The organism is Pseudomonas moraviensis subsp. stanleyae (assembly GCF_036283065.1).
GTDB lineage: Bacteria > Pseudomonadota > Gammaproteobacteria > Pseudomonadales > Pseudomonadaceae > Aquipseudomonas > Aquipseudomonas stanleyae.
This window is the reverse complement of the sequence record NZ_JAADJI010000007.1, coordinates 306,859-323,192: the sequence shown is the minus strand read 5'-3', so window position 1 is coordinate 323,192 and position 16,334 is coordinate 306,859. Positions and strand designations below refer to the sequence as shown.

Annotated in this window: 17 protein-coding genes; 9 read left to right on the top strand and 8 right to left on the bottom strand. The window is 59.9% G+C overall.

All coding sequences use genetic code 11. The features are described from left to right. Positions 1 to 439 precede the first annotated feature (439 nt). The 5 genes from GXB78_RS15020 to rlmF all read left to right on the top strand — a co-directional run bounded on the left by GXB78_RS15020 (position 440) and on the right by rlmF (position 7,058). Positions 440 to 1,930, top strand: coding sequence for a leucyl aminopeptidase (locus tag GXB78_RS15020; protein ID WP_329515938.1), 1,491 nt, complete (start codon positions 440 to 442; stop codon positions 1,928 to 1,930). 57 nt (positions 1,931 to 1,987) lie between these two features. Continuing rightward, positions 1,988 to 2,416 (top strand): DNA polymerase III subunit chi, encoded by a 429-nt coding sequence (locus tag GXB78_RS15015; RefSeq protein ID WP_329515937.1) that lies wholly within the window; start codon positions 1,988 to 1,990, stop codon positions 2,414 to 2,416. 8 nt (positions 2,417 to 2,424) lie between these two features. Next, the gene (locus tag GXB78_RS15010) at positions 2,425 to 2,826 is read left to right on the top strand and encodes a DNA polymerase III subunit chi (RefSeq protein WP_329515936.1); all 402 of its coding nucleotides are present in this window, start codon (positions 2,425 to 2,427) and stop codon (positions 2,824 to 2,826) included. Between the two features lie 140 nt (positions 2,827 to 2,966). Then, positions 2,967 to 5,813, top strand: coding sequence for a valine--tRNA ligase (locus GXB78_RS15005; RefSeq protein WP_329515935.1), 2,847 nt, complete (start codon positions 2,967 to 2,969; stop codon positions 5,811 to 5,813). A 225-nt stretch (positions 5,814 to 6,038) separates the two neighbouring features. After that, entirely contained in the window at positions 6,039 to 7,058 is a 1,020-nt protein-coding gene (rlmF, locus tag GXB78_RS15000) for a 23S rRNA (adenine(1618)-N(6))-methyltransferase RlmF (RefSeq protein WP_329515934.1), read from the top strand. A gap of 195 nt (positions 7,059 to 7,253) precedes the next feature. Here the strand turns inward: rlmF and GXB78_RS14995 are convergent, their stop codons facing one another. Further along, the gene (locus GXB78_RS14995; RefSeq protein ID WP_003221909.1) at positions 7,254 to 7,535 is read right to left on the bottom strand and encodes an HU family DNA-binding protein; all 282 of its coding nucleotides are present in this window, start codon (positions 7,533 to 7,535) and stop codon (positions 7,254 to 7,256) included. Between the two features lie 485 nt (positions 7,536 to 8,020). Between GXB78_RS14995 and yejK the strand changes: the two genes are divergently transcribed. Together yejK and GXB78_RS14985 are read left to right on the top strand one after the other, a co-directional pair. Beyond that, positions 8,021 to 9,025: a nucleoid-associated protein YejK gene (gene yejK, locus GXB78_RS14990; RefSeq protein ID WP_039759184.1), complete on the top strand. Its 1,005-nt coding sequence runs from the start codon at positions 8,021 to 8,023 to the stop codon at positions 9,023 to 9,025. Continuing rightward, positions 9,025 to 9,375, top strand: coding sequence for a glutaredoxin family protein (locus GXB78_RS14985; RefSeq protein WP_329515933.1), 351 nt, complete (start codon positions 9,025 to 9,027; stop codon positions 9,373 to 9,375). Before yejK ends, GXB78_RS14985 begins: the two co-directional genes overlap by 1 nt. Positions 9,376 to 9,458: 83 nt before the next feature. Here the strand turns inward: GXB78_RS14985 and GXB78_RS14980 are convergent, their stop codons facing one another. The 5 genes from GXB78_RS14980 to GXB78_RS14960 form a co-directional block, all read right to left on the bottom strand. Continuing rightward, positions 9,459 to 10,394 carry a glutathione S-transferase family protein gene (locus GXB78_RS14980; RefSeq protein WP_329515932.1) on the bottom strand — a complete coding sequence of 312 codons (936 nt, stop codon included), beginning with the start codon at positions 10,392 to 10,394 and terminating at the stop codon, positions 9,459 to 9,461. An 84-nt stretch (positions 10,395 to 10,478) separates the two neighbouring features. Then, positions 10,479 to 10,781: a GIY-YIG nuclease family protein gene (locus GXB78_RS14975; RefSeq protein ID WP_329515931.1), complete on the bottom strand. Its 303-nt coding sequence runs from the start codon at positions 10,779 to 10,781 to the stop codon at positions 10,479 to 10,481. Between the two features lie 40 nt (positions 10,782 to 10,821). Continuing rightward, positions 10,822 to 11,292: a nuclear transport factor 2 family protein gene (locus tag GXB78_RS14970; RefSeq protein WP_329515930.1), complete on the bottom strand. Its 471-nt coding sequence runs from the start codon at positions 11,290 to 11,292 to the stop codon at positions 10,822 to 10,824. Positions 11,293 to 11,482: 190 nt separating this feature from the next. Beyond that, on the bottom strand, positions 11,483 to 12,787 hold the full coding sequence (locus GXB78_RS14965; RefSeq protein ID WP_329515929.1) for a CynX/NimT family MFS transporter: 1,305 nt from the start codon (positions 12,785 to 12,787) through the stop codon (positions 11,483 to 11,485). Continuing rightward, on the bottom strand, positions 12,777 to 13,436 hold the full coding sequence (locus tag GXB78_RS14960) for a FadR/GntR family transcriptional regulator (protein ID WP_329515928.1): 660 nt from the start codon (positions 13,434 to 13,436) through the stop codon (positions 12,777 to 12,779). The genes GXB78_RS14965 and GXB78_RS14960 overlap by 11 nt, the downstream gene beginning before the upstream one ends. Positions 13,437 to 13,602: 166 nt before the next feature. On the opposite strand from GXB78_RS14960, the gene GXB78_RS14955 reads away from it, so the two are divergent. Both GXB78_RS14955 and GXB78_RS14950 read left to right on the top strand, forming a co-directional pair. After that, entirely contained in the window at positions 13,603 to 13,914 is a 312-nt protein-coding gene (locus GXB78_RS14955; protein WP_329515927.1) for a type II toxin-antitoxin system MqsR family toxin, read from the top strand. Continuing rightward, positions 13,911 to 14,399 (top strand): type II toxin-antitoxin system MqsA family antitoxin, encoded by a 489-nt coding sequence (locus tag GXB78_RS14950; RefSeq protein ID WP_329515926.1) that lies wholly within the window; start codon positions 13,911 to 13,913, stop codon positions 14,397 to 14,399. Before GXB78_RS14955 ends, GXB78_RS14950 begins: the two co-directional genes overlap by 4 nt. 55 nt (positions 14,400 to 14,454) lie before the next feature. On the opposite strand, the gene GXB78_RS14945 is transcribed toward GXB78_RS14950, so the two are convergent. Beyond that, entirely contained in the window at positions 14,455 to 15,219 is a 765-nt protein-coding gene (locus GXB78_RS14945; protein WP_016771581.1) for an amino acid ABC transporter ATP-binding protein, read from the bottom strand. Between the two features lie 13 nt (positions 15,220 to 15,232). Then, complete coding sequence (locus GXB78_RS14940) at positions 15,233 to 16,327, bottom strand: amino acid ABC transporter permease (RefSeq protein ID WP_329515925.1); 1,095 nt, start codon at positions 16,325 to 16,327, stop codon at positions 15,233 to 15,235. Between the last annotated feature and the right edge of the window lie 7 nt (positions 16,328 to 16,334).

Here is a 16,334-nt window from a genome sequence, read left to right as displayed (position 1 = left end):
ATCTCTGTAATCCTTTGCTGATCGTACAACCTAGGGGCGTTCTCAATTAGTTTTCACACCGCGCCGCGTCTGCTGTTGTGCAGGACAAGGCGCGAGAAGCGTGGTTTGGTCATTCCAAATAAGCTTCGAGCAACGCAGCCCTGCACAACAGCAGGCCCGGCCCTTCGGGTTGTGCCTTAAAGCCGGCCAGTCTGCGTTGCAGGCCTTGGAAAGGGAACAACCATTCCCAGCGGCCTGCGCCTTGCCTGGCTGGCTTTAAGGCGACAGCGCGGTGTGAAAACTAATTGAGAACGCCCCCTAGGGTTGTCAGGCGCGGGGAGCGAGGTTCAAACTGCGGCCCTTGTCGCAGGCTTTGGCCTGCGCCTCTTCTATCTATAAGCAGGCGACTGCGGACAGCGTCGAACGCCTGCGTGTTGACCATTCATTCAGGGATCCGGACATGGAACTGGTTGTAAAAAGCGTTAGCCCAGAAACGTTGAAAACCGCCACCCTGGTGGTTGCCGTCGGCGAAGGCCGCAAACTCGGTGTCGCCGCCAGACTGGTCGACGAGTCGAGCGGTGGCGCGATCAGCGCAGTGCTCAAGCGTGGCGACCTGGCCGGCAAGGTCGGTCAGAGCCTGCTGCTGCACAGCCTGCCGAACCTGAAAGCCGAGCGCGTGTTGCTGGTCGGCGTGGGCAAGGACGAAGAACTGGGCGACCGTCCGTTCCGCAAGATCGTTGCCGGTATCCTCAATACCCTCAAAGGCCTGGGCGGCGGCGATGCCGTACTGGCGCTCGATGAAGTCATCGTCAAAGGTCGCGACAGCTACGGCAAGACTCGCCTGCTGGCAGAAACCCTGGTCGACGGCGGCTACACCTTCGACCAGTTCAAGAGCCAGAAAGCCGAACCCCGCGCTTTGAAGAAAATCACCCTGCTGACCATCAAGGCTGCACAGGCCGAAGTGCAGCGCGCCGTCAATCATGCCACCGCAATCGCCAACGGCATGGCTTTCACCCGCGATCTGGGCAACCTGCCACCGAACATCTGCCACCCGACGTTCATGGGCGAACAGGCGAAGAACCTGGGCAAAGAGTTCAAGGATCTGAAAGTCGAAGTACTCGACGAGAAGAAGATCAAATCCCTCGGCATGGGTTCGTTCTACGCCGTTGGCCAGGGCAGCGCCCAGCCGCCACGCCTGATCGTCATGCAATACAACGGAAGCAAGAAATCCGAGAAGCCGTACGCGCTGGTCGGCAAAGGCATCACCTTCGACACCGGCGGCATCAGCCTGAAGCCGGGCGCCGGCATGGACGAAATGAAGTACGACATGGGCGGCGCGGCCAGCGTGTTCGGCACATTGCGCGCCGTGCTTGAACTGAAACTGCCGATCAATCTGGTGTGCATCCTCGCCTGCGCCGAAAACATGCCGAGCGGCAACGCGTCGCGTCCGGGCGATATCGTCACCACCATGAGCGGCCAGACCGTGGAAATCCTCAACACCGACGCCGAAGGCCGTCTGGTGCTGTGCGATGCGCTGACCTACGCCGAGCGCTTCAAGCCACAAGCGGTGATCGACATCGCCACCCTGACCGGTGCTTGCGTGGTGGCCCTGGGCGCACACACGTCCGGCCTGCTGGGCAACAACGACGAACTGATCGACCAGTTGCTCAGCGCCGGCAAGGCCGCCGACGACCGCGCCTGGCAACTGCCGCTGTTCGACGAGTATCAAGAGCAGCTGGACAGCCCGTTCGCCGACATCGCCAATATCGGCGGGCCGAAGGCCGGCACCATCACCGCCGCCTGCTTCCTGTCGCGCTTCACCAAGAACCTCAACTGGGCGCATCTGGACATCGCCGGCACCGCGTGGACCAGCGGCGGCAAGGACAAGGGCGCCACTGGCCGTCCGGTTCCGCTGCTGACCCAGTACCTGCTGGATCGCGCCAAGGCCTGAAATCGCTGAAAGGTGGCGTCACTCTCGGGTGATGCCACTTGCCGCTCTGGAACCGCAATGACCAAAGTCGACTTCTATATCCTGCCCAGCGCCGATCCTTCGGCGCGCCTGGATTTTGCCTGCAAGCTCACCGAGAAAGCATGGCGCATGGGCCACCGTATCTACCTGCATTGCAGCGATGCGGCCCAGCGGGACAATCTCGATGCGCGCCTGTGGGCATTCAAGGGCGAAAGCTTCGTGCCCCACGGCCCTGCCGAGAGTGAGCCGGACGGCTTGATCGTGCTGGGACTCGGGGAAGACTGCGGTGAGCATCAGGATCTGCTGGTCAATCTCGACCTGAAAGTCCCGGCCTTCGCCAGCAAGTTCGCCCGCGTGGCGGAAGTGGTGGTGGAAGACCCGACCATCCGAGCGGCGGCGCGGGAGAGTTTCCGCTTCTATCGCGAACAGGGCTATTCTCTGCAAGACCACCGTTTACAGCGACTCTGAGCATTCCAATGGACACTCCGAAACCGCAACAGAAATCCGCACACCTGCTGGACGATCTTGAATCGATCCGCCAGTTGCTCGGCGATGACAACCTGCAACCGCCGCTGTTGACCGATACGGTCGATGACAGCGAACAGGAACAGATTCCGATGCTGTTCGATTCCGTCGGCAACCAGCCGGCGGCCGTCGAGCCAGCGCCAGCGCCGCCCCCGGCCACCCAAACCGTCGCGCCTGTGGATAAAGGCCCGGACGCCCTGCTACATCTGGACAGCGAACTGCGCGCGGCCGCGCAATTGATCATGCAAGACGTGATCGACGACTTCGCTCCGCACATCGAAACCGAAATCAAACGCCGCCTCGAGGCACGGATGGAGCGGCTGCTCGCCGCAGCTGCAAGCGGCAAGCTTTAAGCTGCAAGCCAAAGCCAAAGCCAAAGCCAAAGCAAATCCGCCGCGCTCCTCTTGAAGCTTGCAGCTTGTGGCTTGTGGCTGCCCCCACGGCTATACTTCCCGGCTTTTCCTGAATAAATGCCAATAGGGTCCCGCCGCGCATGGATAAGACCTACCAGCCGCACGCCATTGAAACTTCCTGGTACAAGACCTGGGAGTCCGAGAACTACTTCGCCCCGCAAGGCGCGGGCGAGTCCTACACCATCATGATCCCGCCGCCGAACGTCACCGGCAGCCTGCACATGGGTCACGGCTTCAACAACGCGATCATGGACGCCTTGATCCGTTTCCGCCGCATGCAAGGTCGCAACACCCTGTGGCAACCGGGCACCGACCACGCCGGTATTGCCACGCAGATGCTGGTGGAGCGCCAACTCGAAGCCCAAGGCCAGAATCGTCATGATCTGGGCCGCGAGAAATTCCTCGAAAAAGTCTGGGAGTGGAAAGATCAGTCCGGCGGCAATATCAGCCGGCAGATCCGTCGCCTCGGCTCGTCCGTCGACTGGAGCCGCGAGCGCTTCACCATGGACGACGGCCTCTCGGAAGCGGTGAAAGAAGCGTTCGTGCGCCTGCATGAAGACGGCCTGATCTACCGCGGCAAGCGTCTGGTCAACTGGGACACCAAACTGCACACGGCGATTTCCGACCTCGAAGTGGAAAACCACGAAGAGAAAGGTTTCCTGTGGAACCTGAAATACCCATTGGCCGATGGCGTAAAAACCGCTGAAGGCAATGACTTCCTGATCGTCGCCACCACCCGTCCGGAAACCATGCTCGGCGACTCCGCCGTCGCGGTTAACCCGAACGACGAGCGCTACAAGGCCCTGATCGGTAAATTTGTCGAGCTGCCATTGGTTGGCCGCCGTATTCCGATCATCGCCGACGATTACTGCGATCCTGAATTCGGCACCGGCTGCGTGAAAATCACCCCGGCCCACGATTTCAACGACTACGAAGTCGGCAAGCGCCACAACCTGCCGCTGCTGAACATCTTCGACAAGAACGCCAACGTGCTGCCTGCCGCACAGGTGTTCAACCTCGACGGCACGCTGAACGAGAGCATCGACGGCAAGATTCCGGCCGAGTTCGCTGGCCTCGAACGTTTCGAAGCGCGCAAGCAGATCGTCGCCGCGTTCGACGCCGCCGGGCTGCTGGTGAGCGTCAATGATCACAACCAGAAAACGCCGAAGGGCGATCGCTCCGGCACCGTCATCGAGCCGTGGCTGACCGACCAGTGGTACGTGTCGACCAAACCGCTGGCCGAGCCGGCGATCGCTGCCGTCGAAGACGGGCGCATCCAGTTCGTGCCCAAGCAGTACGAAAACATGTACTTCTCGTGGATGCGCGACATCCAGGACTGGTGCATCAGCCGTCAGCTGTGGTGGGGCCACCGGATCCCGGCCTGGTACGACGAGTCGGGCAAGGTCTACGTGGGCCGCGACGAAGCCGAAGTGCGCGCCAAGCACAACCTCGGCCCGGACGTTGCGCTGCAACAGGACAACGACGTCCTCGACACCTGGTTCAGCTCCGGCCTGTGGACATTCTCGACCCTCGGCTGGCCCGAGCAGACCGAGTTCCTGAAGAAATTCCACTCCACCGACGTGCTGGTCACCGGTTTCGACATCATCTTCTTCTGGGTTGCCCGGATGATCATGATGACCATGCACCTGATGAAGAACGAAGACGGCACGCCGCAGGTTCCGTTCAAGACCGTTTACGTACACGGTCTGGTGCGCGACGGCCAGGGCCAGAAGATGTCCAAGTCCAAGGGCAACGTCCTGGACCCGCTGGACATCATCGACGGCATCGACCTGGAAACCCTGGTGCACAAGCGCACCTCGGGCCTGATGCAACCGAAACTGGCGAAGAAGATCGAGAAAGCCACCCGCGAAGAATTCGCCAACGGCATCGAAAGCTATGGCACCGACGCCTTGCGCTTTACCTTCTGCTCGCTGGCCTCTACCGGTCGCGACATCAAGTTCGACATGGGCCGCGTCGAAGGCTATCGCAACTTCTGCAACAAGATCTGGAACGCCGCGCGTTACGTTCTGGACAAGGGCGAAGACTGCGGCCAGAACGGCGACGCCTACGAGCTGTCGCTGGCCGATCGCTGGATCATCTCGCAACTGCAACGCACCGAAGCCGAAGTGACCCGTCAACTCGATCAGTTCCGTTTCGACCTCGCCGCACAAGCGCTGTACGAGTTCATCTGGAACCAGTACTGCGACTGGTATCTGGAACTGTCCAAGCCAGTGCTGTGGGACGAGAACGCGCCGGTCGAACGTCAGCGCGGCACTCGCCGTACGCTGGTGCGCGTACTGGAAGTGGCGCTGCGTCTGGCGCATCCGTTCATGCCGTTCATCACAGAAGAAATCTGGCAGCGCATCGCGCCGCTGGCCGGCGTTCAGGGCAAGACGATCATGCTGCAGCCTTGGCCGGTGGCCAACGAAGAGCGCATCGATCCGGCGGCGGAAAACGACATCGAATGGCTCAAGGAACTGATGCTCGGCACGCGCAACATTCGTGGCGAAATGAACATCGGCCCGGGCAAGCCACTGCCGATCTTCCTGAAGAACGTCAGCGCTGACGACCAACGCCGCCTGACCGAGAACGAAGCGCTGCTGAAGAAGCTGGCGCGTCTGGAATCGATCACCGTTCTTGCGGCTGGAGAAGAAGCGCCGCTCTCTGCTACCGCACTGGTGGGCGAGATGGAAGTGCTGGTGCCGATGGCCGGCCTGATCGACAAGGGCGCCGAACTGGCACGTCTGGACAAGGAAATCCTGCGTCTGCAGGGTGAGGTTCAGCGGGTTGGCGGCAAGCTGTCGAACGCCGGTTTCGTTGACAAGGCACCGGCCGAAGTCATCGAGAAGGAACGCGCCAAACTGGCCGAGGCTGAACAGGCCCTCGGCAAGCTGGCCGAGCAGCACGCGCGGATTGCCAGTTTGTAACGGCAGATCGCACTGAAAAAGGGAGGCCCAGGTGGCCTCCCTTTTTTATGCCCACCACATTTCCCCCTGTAGGAGCTGCCGAAGGCTGCGATCTTTTGATCTTGTTTTTCAGGATCAAGATCAAAAGATCGCAGCCTTCGGCAGCTCCTACATGGGTTCGGCGTATTCGACGTCAATGTGGGACAATACCCGCCACTTTCAGCCATACCCGAATCGACCACGCCCATGACTGCCCCCCGCACACCCAAACCTGCGCGCAAGAAGCCTGACGCCGCGTCCCCGAGCAAAGCCGTCGAGCCGCGCGAGAAGGCCAGCCTGCATCCGCGCAATCGCCATCAGGGTCGCTATGACTTTCCGGCGCTGATCAAGACCACGCCGGAACTGGCCAGGTACGTGATCACCAACCCGTACGGCAAGGAAAGCATCGACTTCGCCAGCCCCGACGCGGTGCGCGTGTTCAACCGGGCGCTGCTCAAGGCGTTCTACGGCATTCAGCATTGGGACATCCCGGCGGACTACCTCTGCCCTCCGGTGCCAGGGCGTGCCGATTACGTGCACTTTCTCGCCGACCTGCTGGCGAGCATGAACGACGGCAAGGTTCCGCGCGGCGCGATCGTCAACGTGCTGGACATCGGTATGGGCGCCAACTGCGTTTATCCGCTGATCGGCAACAGCGAATACCGCTGGCACTTCCTCGGCTCCGAAATCGATCCGACCGCCGTGGCCGCTGCCAGAGCCATCGTGCAGTCCAACGATCTGAGCAAGGTGATCCAGCTGCGCCAGCAGGAAAACCGCAAGCACATCCTGATCGGCTTGCTGGAGCCGGGCGAGCGCTTTGACCTGACCATGTGCAACCCGCCCTTCCACGCTTCGATGGAAGAAGCGACCAAGGGCAGCGAGCGCAAATGGCGTGCCCTGGGCAAGGCTGATCCGAAACGCAAACTGCCGGTGCTGAACTTTGGTGGGCAATCGGCGGAGCTGTGGTGTGAAGGCGGTGAAGCGCGCTTCGTGACGCAGTTGATTGCCGAGAGCGCGAACTTCCAGCACAAAGTGCTGTGGTTCAGCACCCTGGTGTCGAAGGCGTCGAACCTGCCGGCCATCGAAACTGCGCTGAAGAAGGCTGGCGTGCTGGAGAGCCAGGTCGTGGAGATGTCCCAGGGGCAGAAGCAGAGCCGTTTCGTGGCCTGGACCTTCCAGACCAAGTCCGAGCAGCAGATCTGGCGGCGTGAGCGCTGGGTGCGCTAAGGCGCTGTAGATCCCCCTGTGGGAGCGAGCCTGCTCGCGAAAGCGGTGGGTCAGTCGATATCGAAGCTGGCTGACACGCCGCTTTCGCGAGCAGGCTCGCTCCCACATTGGCCCTGCGATTCAGTCGCTAAATCACAGACACAAAAAAACCGTGCCCCGGATCACTCCGAAGCACGGTTTTTTTATCGCTGCGTCTTACTTGTTCACAGCGTCGGTCAGGCCTTTGGCCACAACCAGCTTGATCACTTTCTTGGCAGGGATTTCGATGGCAGCGCCAGTCGAAGGGTTACGGCCAGTGCGGGCAGGACGCTCGGTCACTTTCAGCTTGCCGATACCTGGCAAGGTGATTTCGCCGCCGTTTTCCAGCTGATCGGCAACGATTTGGCCCAGTTGGTCCAGAGCGTTACGCGCGGTGGTTTTCGGCGCGTCGATAGCTTCAGCGATGTCGGCGATCAGTTGGTCTTTAGTAAGAGCCATGTAGTGTTCCTTCCCTATCAAATTCATATGGATTGCAGAGTGCAGTGTCAGCCATCGAGCCCGATCTTCTGGATCTGGCACCCTCGGCGATAACCACGACGAGTCGGGTTATAGATGCCGAAATCAGGGTTTGGTTCGACCTGACAAATGCTGAATGCACGCTTAACGCAGTGACTTCGCGTAAGACCGGGCAAAACTAGCACAGCGACAAGGAAATATCCGCCTCTAGCTACCCATTTGGTCAGCTTTATTGCTCTAAACCGGTAAAAAACCGCATAAGGCCGGCCACTTGCCCCGATTTAAGCCTTGGCCCGACTGTAGGAGCTGCCGAAGGCTGCGATCTTTTGACTTTGCTTTTTCAAAAACACGATCAAAAGATCGCAGCCTTCGGCAGCTCCTGCACAGGGCCTCGGCCGGAGATTCGGTTACACTGAGCGCTTTTTCGGGGGAGCCTGCCCTCCTCCCTTCCAACAGCCGAGAAGCCCATGCCGATCCGTCATTGCATCGTCCACCTGATCGACAAAAAACCCGACGGCACGCCCGCAGTGCTGCACGCCCGTGACTCCGAACTGGCCGAGTCCGCAGCCATCGAAAACATGCTCGCCGACCTCAACGAAAGCTACAACGCCAAACAGGGCAAAGCCTGGGGCCTGTTCCATCCGGAGTCCGGTGCGTTCCCCTTCAGCGGCTGGCTGAAGGAGTACATGGAAGGCGGCCGGGATTTCACTGCGTTCAGTAAAGTGGCGGTCGAGCATCTGCAGAAGCTGATGGAAGAATCCAACCTGTCGGTGGGCGGCCATGTGCTGTTCGCCCACTATCAGCAAGGCATGACCGATTACCTGGCGATCGCCCTGCTGCACCACAGCGAAGGCGTGGCGGTGACCGACGAGCTCGACGTAACGCCATCGCGCCACCTCGACCTTGGCCAGTTGCATCTGGCAGCGCGGATCAACGTTTCCGAGTGGCAGAACAACAAGCAGTCGAAACAGTACATCTCGTTCATCAAGGGCAAGAACGGCAAGAAGGTCTCGGAGTATTTCCGCGACTTTATCGGCTGCCAGGAAGGCGTCGACGGCCCCGGCGAAACGCGCACCCTGCTCAAGGCCTTCAGTGACTTCGTCGAAAGCGAAGATCTGCCGGAAGACTCGGCCCGCGAGAAAACCAAGACCCTGGTCGACTATGCCAGCAGCCAGGCCAAACTCGGCGAACCGATGGGCCTGGAAGAATTGTCGGAGCTGATCGACGAAGAACGTCCGAAAGCCTTCTACGATCACATCCGCAACAAGGACTACGGCCTGTCGCCAGAGATCCCGGCGGACAAACGCACCCTCAACCAATTTCGTCGTTTCACCGGCCGCGCCGAAGGCCTGTCGATCAGCTTCGAAGCGCATCTGCTGGGTTCGAAGATCGAATACGACGAGGAGAACGGCACCCTGATCATCAAAGGCCTGCCGACTTCGCTGACCGATCAGTTGAAGCGCCGCAACTGATGCTCGGCAATGTGTTGAAAAAGGTTGCCCTGGTGCTGCTGGTAGTCGTGGTCTACCAGAACTGGGGCAAGATCGAGCGGGTGTTCAATCCCTCGCAAATGGTCTCGGAGCAGACGCGCGCGCAAGCCAACGTCGTGCTCTACGCCACCGACTGGTGCGGCTACTGCAAGCAGACCAAACGCTTTCTCGACAGCAAGGGCATACCTTTCAAGGAGTTCGATATCGAGAAGGATGTTGAAGCGCGCAAGGCGTATGAAGCATTGGGCGGACGCGGGATTCCGCTGATCGATGTGAACGGCACGTTGATTCGCAGGTTTGATCCGGACGAAATCCTCGCTGCCCTGAAATAACATCAAGATCAAAAGATCGCAGCCTTCGGCAGCTCCTACCCAAGTCTCATGTAGGAGCTGCCGAAGGCTGCGATCTTTTGCTTTTAGCGCGCTTCGATACGGAAGCCGAAGCGCGGAAAGTGCACGTGCACCACGCCGCCGCGCTCGTCTTCTCGGCGAATGATCAGTTCTTCACTGCCGGCAAACAGCAACTCACCCAGCACCGGATCAACCCCGTAATCCGTCGCGGCAATCGCCACCTGCTGCCCAGCCTTGAAGCCGTTCGGATCTACGAACTGCTCATCCGGCAATGCCGCCGGCGTCGCGTTGCGTGCAACCTCAAGCGCCTCTTCGGACGTCATCGCACTCGCCGCGCCATGACCGAAGCCCAACACGCGACTCAGCCACGCCGAAACCGCCGGGTACTCATCCACCAGGCCCGCAGTCACATGCGTCGCCTTGAGGAACCACAGCGGATGCGCCAACGCAAAGTCGGCAATCGACGGCTCGCCAAACAGGAAGTCGCCCTGCTCGCGCTGTAACTGCTGCTCCAGACGGGCCATGATCGTCGGCCATTGATGCTTGGCCTGTTCGGCGGACAAACGCGTGGCGCTGCCACCACTGAACAAACCGGCGCGGTCGGCGATAAACGCTTTGATCGCTTCCGGCGGCAACTTGGCGAAGCGCACGGCGACCGATTCCGGCTGAAACACCAAGCTCACCGCATGTTGAAACACCACCGAGTCAGCCCACGTGGCAAAACTGGCGGAGGTGAATTCCTGACCTTCAGGGAAGAACGCCGGCAACGCCTTTTCCTGCTCCAGGCGACGGGCGATCAGCGAAGTGTCGCAGTAGATGTCAGCACCAATCTGCAATACCGGAGTTTTGCGATAGCCACCGGTCAGGGCGGTCAGATCCGGTTTCGGCATCACCGGCGAGATATGCACCGAACGCCAGGACAAGCCTTTGAAGCCCAGCAGCAGGCGAGCCTTCTCGGCAAATGGAGAGGTCGGGTAATGATGCAGAATCAACTCGGACATGCTCGGCTCCGCCGCTGGAAAAGTGAATCCGCAGCTTAGCGCGCATTACCTGACAGGCCTACCGATCTGCCTGATGGGAACCAATCAGTCAGATTGATAAGAGGCGACGAGGCATTCCTTGGCGCTCTTCCTGAGTTTTTTGATCAAGCGCTCCTGCCGTAACGCATCGCTTTTATCGCGGCACAGCTCGGTATAAACCAGTGCCATCGCCGGGCTGGAGAGGAAGAACCGTGCGCCTTTGCCGCTTTGATGCTTGGCGAAACGGCGCACCGGGTCATCGCTGATCCCGCAGTACAACGAGCCATTGGCGGCACGCACGAGATAAACGAACCAGGATTTGCTCACCGGTTCGGCATCGTCGACGGATTTTTCGCTAAGGCTGGTCACTTCGGGATCTGAATGTGTAGGAAAACAGGCGGCGATCTTATCAGCGCCCGGCCTGAAATGCCTTCAGTCCCTTGCGCGCCTGCGCACGTACGGCGTTGCGCACCAGCGGCGTCCAGCCCAGCAGCAGGCCTTTGAAACCCAGCGCCTGCCGCGACCAGCGCCACAGATCGAAGTGGTCGTGGTGCTCGCAGATCTTGCCCTCGCGGAAGACGAAGCGCGCCTGAATATCGTTGACCACGACATTGCCAGTCTGGCTGAACAGGTAAGTCGCCAGCCAATGCGCGCCACCGGTGCGCTCGTCGGCGCGGACGTTGTCGAAGGTCAGGGAGAAATCCTTGGCGCGGGTGGTGAGCATGCGCCACATGTCGCCGGCATCGCGCCCGCGCAACTCACCGAAGGCCGGATCGCTGAAGACCACGTCGTCGGTGTAGCAGGCGGCCATGGCTTCGGCGTCGAGGCGCTGGAAGGCCTCGTAGAAGCGGGTGATCAGGGCGCTATGGGCTTCGCTCAAGGCAATCTCCAAGGAAAGATATACAGATTGCCAGCACCATAATCTGCCGCGCGAAGAAACACTATCGGCAATACGCAAAACCTTTGTGGGAGCGAGCCTGCTCGCGAAGGCAATTCAACATTCAACATCTGTGTTGACGGAAACACCGCCTTCGCGAGCAGGCTCGCTCCCACATTTGGAAACAGTGCATTCAGATCTTTTCGCTTTGCACCTGCACATACAGCGCCCGGCCGGCACCCAGCCCGGCGAGGATTGCGCCGGCGCCGATAATGCCGAAGATCCAGCCCAGCGCATTCCAGCCGCCAGTCCAGTCATGGACCACGCCCACGGCGAATGGCCCCATGGACGCCAGCGTGTAGCCAAAACCCTGAGACATGCTCGACAGGTTCGCCGCGACATGGGAGTCACGCGAACGCAGAACGATCAGCGTCAATGCCAGACTGAACGTACCGCCCTGCCCCAGCCCGAGCAGAATCGCCCAGCCCCACAGACCTTCGATCGGCGCGTACAGGCAGCCGAACAGGCCGGCCAGGGTCAGCGCCATGACTACAACAATCGCCAGACGTTGATCCTTGCCACGGGTCGCCAGCCACGGCGCAGCCAGCGAACTGACCAGTTGAATGATCACCGAACCGGAGAGTACCAATCCGGCCTGGGTCGGTGTCAGCCCGCGCCCGATGAGGATCGATGGCAACCAGCCAAACACGATGTAGGCCAGCGACGATTGCAGGCCCATGTACAAGGTCACCTGCCAGGCCAGCGGATCACGCAGCAACCCGCGCACGCGATAGGCGACGTTGTGCGCGCCGTGCTTCGAGCCGACCTGAGGCAACCAGAAAACCGCCGCCACCAATGCCGGAATCACCCAGAAGCCCAGGCCCATCGCCCAGCTGTTGCCGAAGTGTTCACTCAGTGGAACGGTCGAACCCGCCGCCATCGCCGCGCCAAGGCACAGGGCCATGGTGTAGACGCCGGTCATGGTGCCAGCGTGTTTGGCGAAATCGCGTTTGACGATGCCCGGCAGCAGCACGCCGACGATACCGATGCTGGCGCCGCCAAGGACGCTGCCGGCGAACAGGCCGATCTCACCGAAATTGCTGCGCAGGATAATCCCGCCGGCCAGCGTCAGCAGAATCCCCAGCACCACCCGCTCAGCACCGAAACGCCGCGCGAGGATCGGCGCCAGCGGCGCGAACAAGCCCAGGCACAGCACCGGCAACGTGGTCAGCAATCCCGCCTGCGCTGCAGACAGCCCGAGGCTCCTGGAGACCTCGCTGAGCAATGGCGCCATGCTCGACAACGCCGGGCGCAGGTTCAGCGCCACCAGAATCAGCCCGAGCAGCAATAGCCATGGACGTTTCACCAACGGGTGGCTTTGCTGCACCTGCTCGTCATCGGCTTCGGCATCAATCAACAGCTCATCCAGCTCGGTGGTGCGTTTCGGCGCTGTGGATAACTCGGTGCGGGTCATGGTTTTCTCGGTTTCAAGGTTCATTGATCAACTGCCTCGACAAGGCTTTGGCCCGTTCCGGGTCGCGTTGCTCGACCGCATCGAGCAGGTCGATGTGCAGGTCGAACACTTCCTGACGGCGCGGGGTGATATTCAGGGTCTGGCGCAATTGCGCGCCGACGATGCTGGAGAAATAGCGATACAGCTCGCTGAGGGTCGGGTTGTGCGCGGCGTCGACCAGACGCCGATGGAACACCAGATCGCAGGCAATGTACGTGTCGAGATCGCCGTGGTAATGGCTGCCACTGGTGCCGAGCGCTTCGCGCAGTGCCGCCAGATCCTCATCGGTACGGCGCAACGCCGCCAGGCCGATCGCCTCGACTTCGAGGATGTGCCGGGTTTCCCGGGCCTGCTCCAGCGAACAGCGGGACAACGCCTTCAGCGTATCCAGCGGATCAACCACTGCGCGTAGATAACTGCCATCGCCCTGACGAATTTCGATCAGCCCGGAAAACGCCAGCACACGCATCGCCTCGCGCACGGTATTGCGGCTGATGCCCAGCTCGGCGCACAGCTCAGGCTCGGTCGGCAGACGCTCGCCGACCTGCCAAGCACCGCTGTTGATGCGCTGGCGCAGTTGGTCCAGAGCCTGATCGACCAGGGATCGCTTGATCAAAGGGGAAATTTCGGACATGAGCCTCGCCTTTTCATCCAATCATAGGATGAATTTTCCGACATGTTAGTCAGACCCATGTAGGACGGCAACCACCTAGGGTCAATCGGAGACACATGGAGCGGCATTTTCGATTGGTCAAAATTACCCTTTAAGGGTAGTTTCAGGGACAGGGTTTTGGCTTCTTATGGAAAAGAACACACCCCATTACGACTTGGCGGTGATCAAGTCTGAAGTGAGGCGACTGGGTCAAAATGCTTTCACCAAAACTTCAGTAAGGTCAGCTGAGAAGCTCGGCTTCAACATCAGCGAAATGCAGGAGATTGTTTTCGAGCTACAAACCAGGATGTTGTACAAATCGATGACTACCTATGACGATCACCGAATCTGGCAAGACGTGTATCACATCAATTCGCGAGATCAGGAGATTTACATCAAGGTGACATACCGCCCCGGCGGCAGCCCACCGGTGATCTCCTTTAAGGAGAAAAACCCATGAAAACCCAGCAATGTGTCAGCTGCGGGACGCGTGAAGGAATGAGGCATTTTCAGGGGCGCGGCGAAACCCTGAGAGTCAAAGGCATGGAGCGTCGTGTCGATAATCTTTCTGGCTGGGAATGCCAGAAGTGCGGTGAGATCGAATGGGACCCCGACACCGATAGTGCGCAGCGGTATTGCAACGCAGGTGATGAGTTGGTTATCGCTGCGAGGCAAATGATTGGTGACGAGATGAAGCGTATCCGTCGCAAATTGCACCTGACGCAAAAAGAGACGGTACAACTGCTGTCTGGGGGTGGGCATAACGCATTTTCTCGCTATGAGCGCGGCGATGTATTGCCGCCCAAGGCGCTCATACTGTTGATGCGTTTATTGGATCGTTACCCGTACTTGCTAACCGATGTGAAGACTCTCGGCGAAGGTGCAGACTTGAGAGGTTTCGAGCACATCGTCCACAAAGAACACGAATCCCTCTCCGTGTCCTGAACCGTCCAGAAAAACCAACCCGGCACATCGCCGGGTTGGTTTTACTCATCCACCATCAATGCAAAATCTGACTCAAGAACAGCTTGGTCCGATCATTCTGCGGATTGTCGAAGAAGTCATTCGGCGCGGCCTGCTCAACGATCTCGCCCTTGTCCATGAAGATCACGCGGTTGGCCACGGTACGGGCGAAGCCCATTTCGTGGGTGACGCAGAGCATGGTCATGCCGTCTTCGGCCAGGCCGATCATGGTGTCGAGAACCTCTTTCACCATCTCCGGATCGAGCGCTGAGGTCGGTTCGTCGAACAGCATGATTTTCGGCTTCATGCACAAGGCGCGGGCGATCGCCACACGCTGCTGCTGACCGCCGGACAGTTGCCCCGGGTATTTGTGCGCCTGCTCCGGAATGCGTACGCGTTCCAGGTAATGCATGGCGATTTCCTCGGCCTTGCGCTTGGGCATCTTGCGTACCCACATCGGCGCCAGGGTGCAGTTCTGCAGAATGGTCAGGTGCGGGAACAGGTTGAAGTGCTGGAACACCATGCCGACTTCGCGGCGGATCGCTTCGATCTGCTTGAGGTCGTTGGTCAGTTCCACGCCATCGACGACGATACGGCCCTGCTGATGTTCCTCCAGACGATTGAGGCAACGAATCGTGGTCGATTTACCGGAACCCGACGGGCCGCAGAGGACGATACGCTCGCCCTGTTTGACGTTGAGGTTGATGTCCTTGAGCACGTGAAACTGGCCGTACCACTTGTTCACGCCCTGCATCTGGATGATGCCTTCCGGACCCACAGGCTTTTTGATTGCTTCGCTCATTTACAGAGAACTCCTAACGCTTGTGGCCAGTGTCGAGCTTGCGTTCCAGATGCATGGAATAGCGCGACATACCAAAACAGAAAATCCAGAACACCAGGGCGGCGAACACGTAGCCTTCAGTAGCCATGCCCAGCCATTTCGGGTCGGCGGCGGCTTGCTTGACGCTGTTGAGCAGGTCAAAGAGGCCGATGATGATCACCAGGCTGGTGTCCTTGAACAGCGCAATGAACGTGTTGACGATGCCCGGGATTACCAGTTTCAGGGCTTGCGGCAGAATCACCAGGCCCATCGAACGCCAGTAACCGAGGCCCATCGCTGCAGCCGCTTCGTACTGTCCCTTGGGAATCGCTTGCAGACCGCCACGCACCACCTCGGCGACGTACGCCGACTGGAACAGGATCACCCCGATCAGCGCCCGCAGCAGTTTGTCGAAGTTCATGCCTTCGGGCAGGAACAGCGGCAGCATCACCGAGGACATGAACAGCACAGTGATCAACGGCACGCCGCGCCAGAACTCGATAAAGGTCACGCAGACCACACGAATCGCCGGCATGTTCGAACGCCGTCCCAGCGCCAGCACGATGCCCAGCGGCAGCGCCCCGGCGATGCCGACAGTGGCGATCACCAGGGTCAGCATCAGCCCGCCCCACTGGCTGGTCGGGACGGTGGTCATTCCGAAACCACCATGCAGCAAGGTAAAGGCAATGATCGGGTACAGCACCAGGAAGCTCAGTCCGTACACCGCTTTACTCGGCATGCGCGAGATGAACAGTGGTGCTGCGCCAATGACCGCCAGCCACACGGTCAGGTCGACGCGCCAGCGCAGTTCGGTCGGGTAGTAGCCGTACATGAACTGGCCGAACCGCTGCTGAATGAATACCCAGCAGGCGCCTTCCTTGGTGCAGTCAGCGCGGGTGGTGCCGACCCAGTTGGCGTCGACAATCGCCCAGCTGAGGATCGGTGGCACGACGAGGTAAATCAGGTAGAACGCAAACAGCGTCAGCAGGGTGTTGAGCCAGCTGGAGAACATGTTTGCGCGCATCCACGCCACCACGCCGATGCTGCTGTTGGGTGGAGGCATGTCGGGTTTGAAAGTATGAGTACTCATGCGCTTT

What these genes read in the sequence shown, in the direction of transcription:
- GXB78_RS15015 (WP_329515937.1), top strand. Translation starts at nt 1,988, where the DNA reads ATGACCAAAGTCGACTTCTATATCCTGCCCAGCGCCGATCCTTCGGCG.
- GXB78_RS14960 (WP_329515928.1), bottom strand. Translation starts at nt 13,436, where the DNA reads ATGTCCGAAATTTCCCCTTTGATCAAGCGATCCCTGGTCGATCAGGCT.
- GXB78_RS14995 (WP_003221909.1), bottom strand. Translation starts at nt 7,535, where the DNA reads ATGGCTCTTACTAAAGACCAACTGATCGCCGACATCGCTGAAGCTATC.
- GXB78_RS15005 (WP_329515935.1), top strand. Translation starts at nt 2,967, where the DNA reads ATGGATAAGACCTACCAGCCGCACGCCATTGAAACTTCCTGGTACAAG.
- GXB78_RS14985 (WP_329515933.1), top strand. Translation starts at nt 9,025, where the DNA reads ATGCTCGGCAATGTGTTGAAAAAGGTTGCCCTGGTGCTGCTGGTAGTC.
- GXB78_RS14945 (WP_016771581.1), bottom strand. Translation starts at nt 15,219, where the DNA reads ATGAGCGAAGCAATCAAAAAGCCTGTGGGTCCGGAAGGCATCATCCAG.
- GXB78_RS14965 (WP_329515929.1), bottom strand. Translation starts at nt 12,787, where the DNA reads ATGAACCTTGAAACCGAGAAAACCATGACCCGCACCGAGTTATCCACA.
- GXB78_RS14940 (WP_329515925.1), bottom strand. Translation starts at nt 16,327, where the DNA reads ATGAGTACTCATACTTTCAAACCCGACATGCCTCCACCCAACAGCAGC.
- yejK (WP_039759184.1), top strand. Translation starts at nt 8,021, where the DNA reads ATGCCGATCCGTCATTGCATCGTCCACCTGATCGACAAAAAACCCGAC.
- rlmF (WP_329515934.1), top strand. Translation starts at nt 6,039, where the DNA reads ATGACTGCCCCCCGCACACCCAAACCTGCGCGCAAGAAGCCTGACGCC.
- GXB78_RS14955 (WP_329515927.1), top strand. Translation starts at nt 13,603, where the DNA reads ATGGAAAAGAACACACCCCATTACGACTTGGCGGTGATCAAGTCTGAA.
- GXB78_RS14950 (WP_329515926.1), top strand. Translation starts at nt 13,911, where the DNA reads ATGAAAACCCAGCAATGTGTCAGCTGCGGGACGCGTGAAGGAATGAGG.
- GXB78_RS15020 (WP_329515938.1), top strand. Translation starts at nt 440, where the DNA reads ATGGAACTGGTTGTAAAAAGCGTTAGCCCAGAAACGTTGAAAACCGCC.
- GXB78_RS14980 (WP_329515932.1), bottom strand. Translation starts at nt 10,394, where the DNA reads ATGTCCGAGTTGATTCTGCATCATTACCCGACCTCTCCATTTGCCGAG.
- GXB78_RS15010 (WP_329515936.1), top strand. Translation starts at nt 2,425, where the DNA reads ATGGACACTCCGAAACCGCAACAGAAATCCGCACACCTGCTGGACGAT.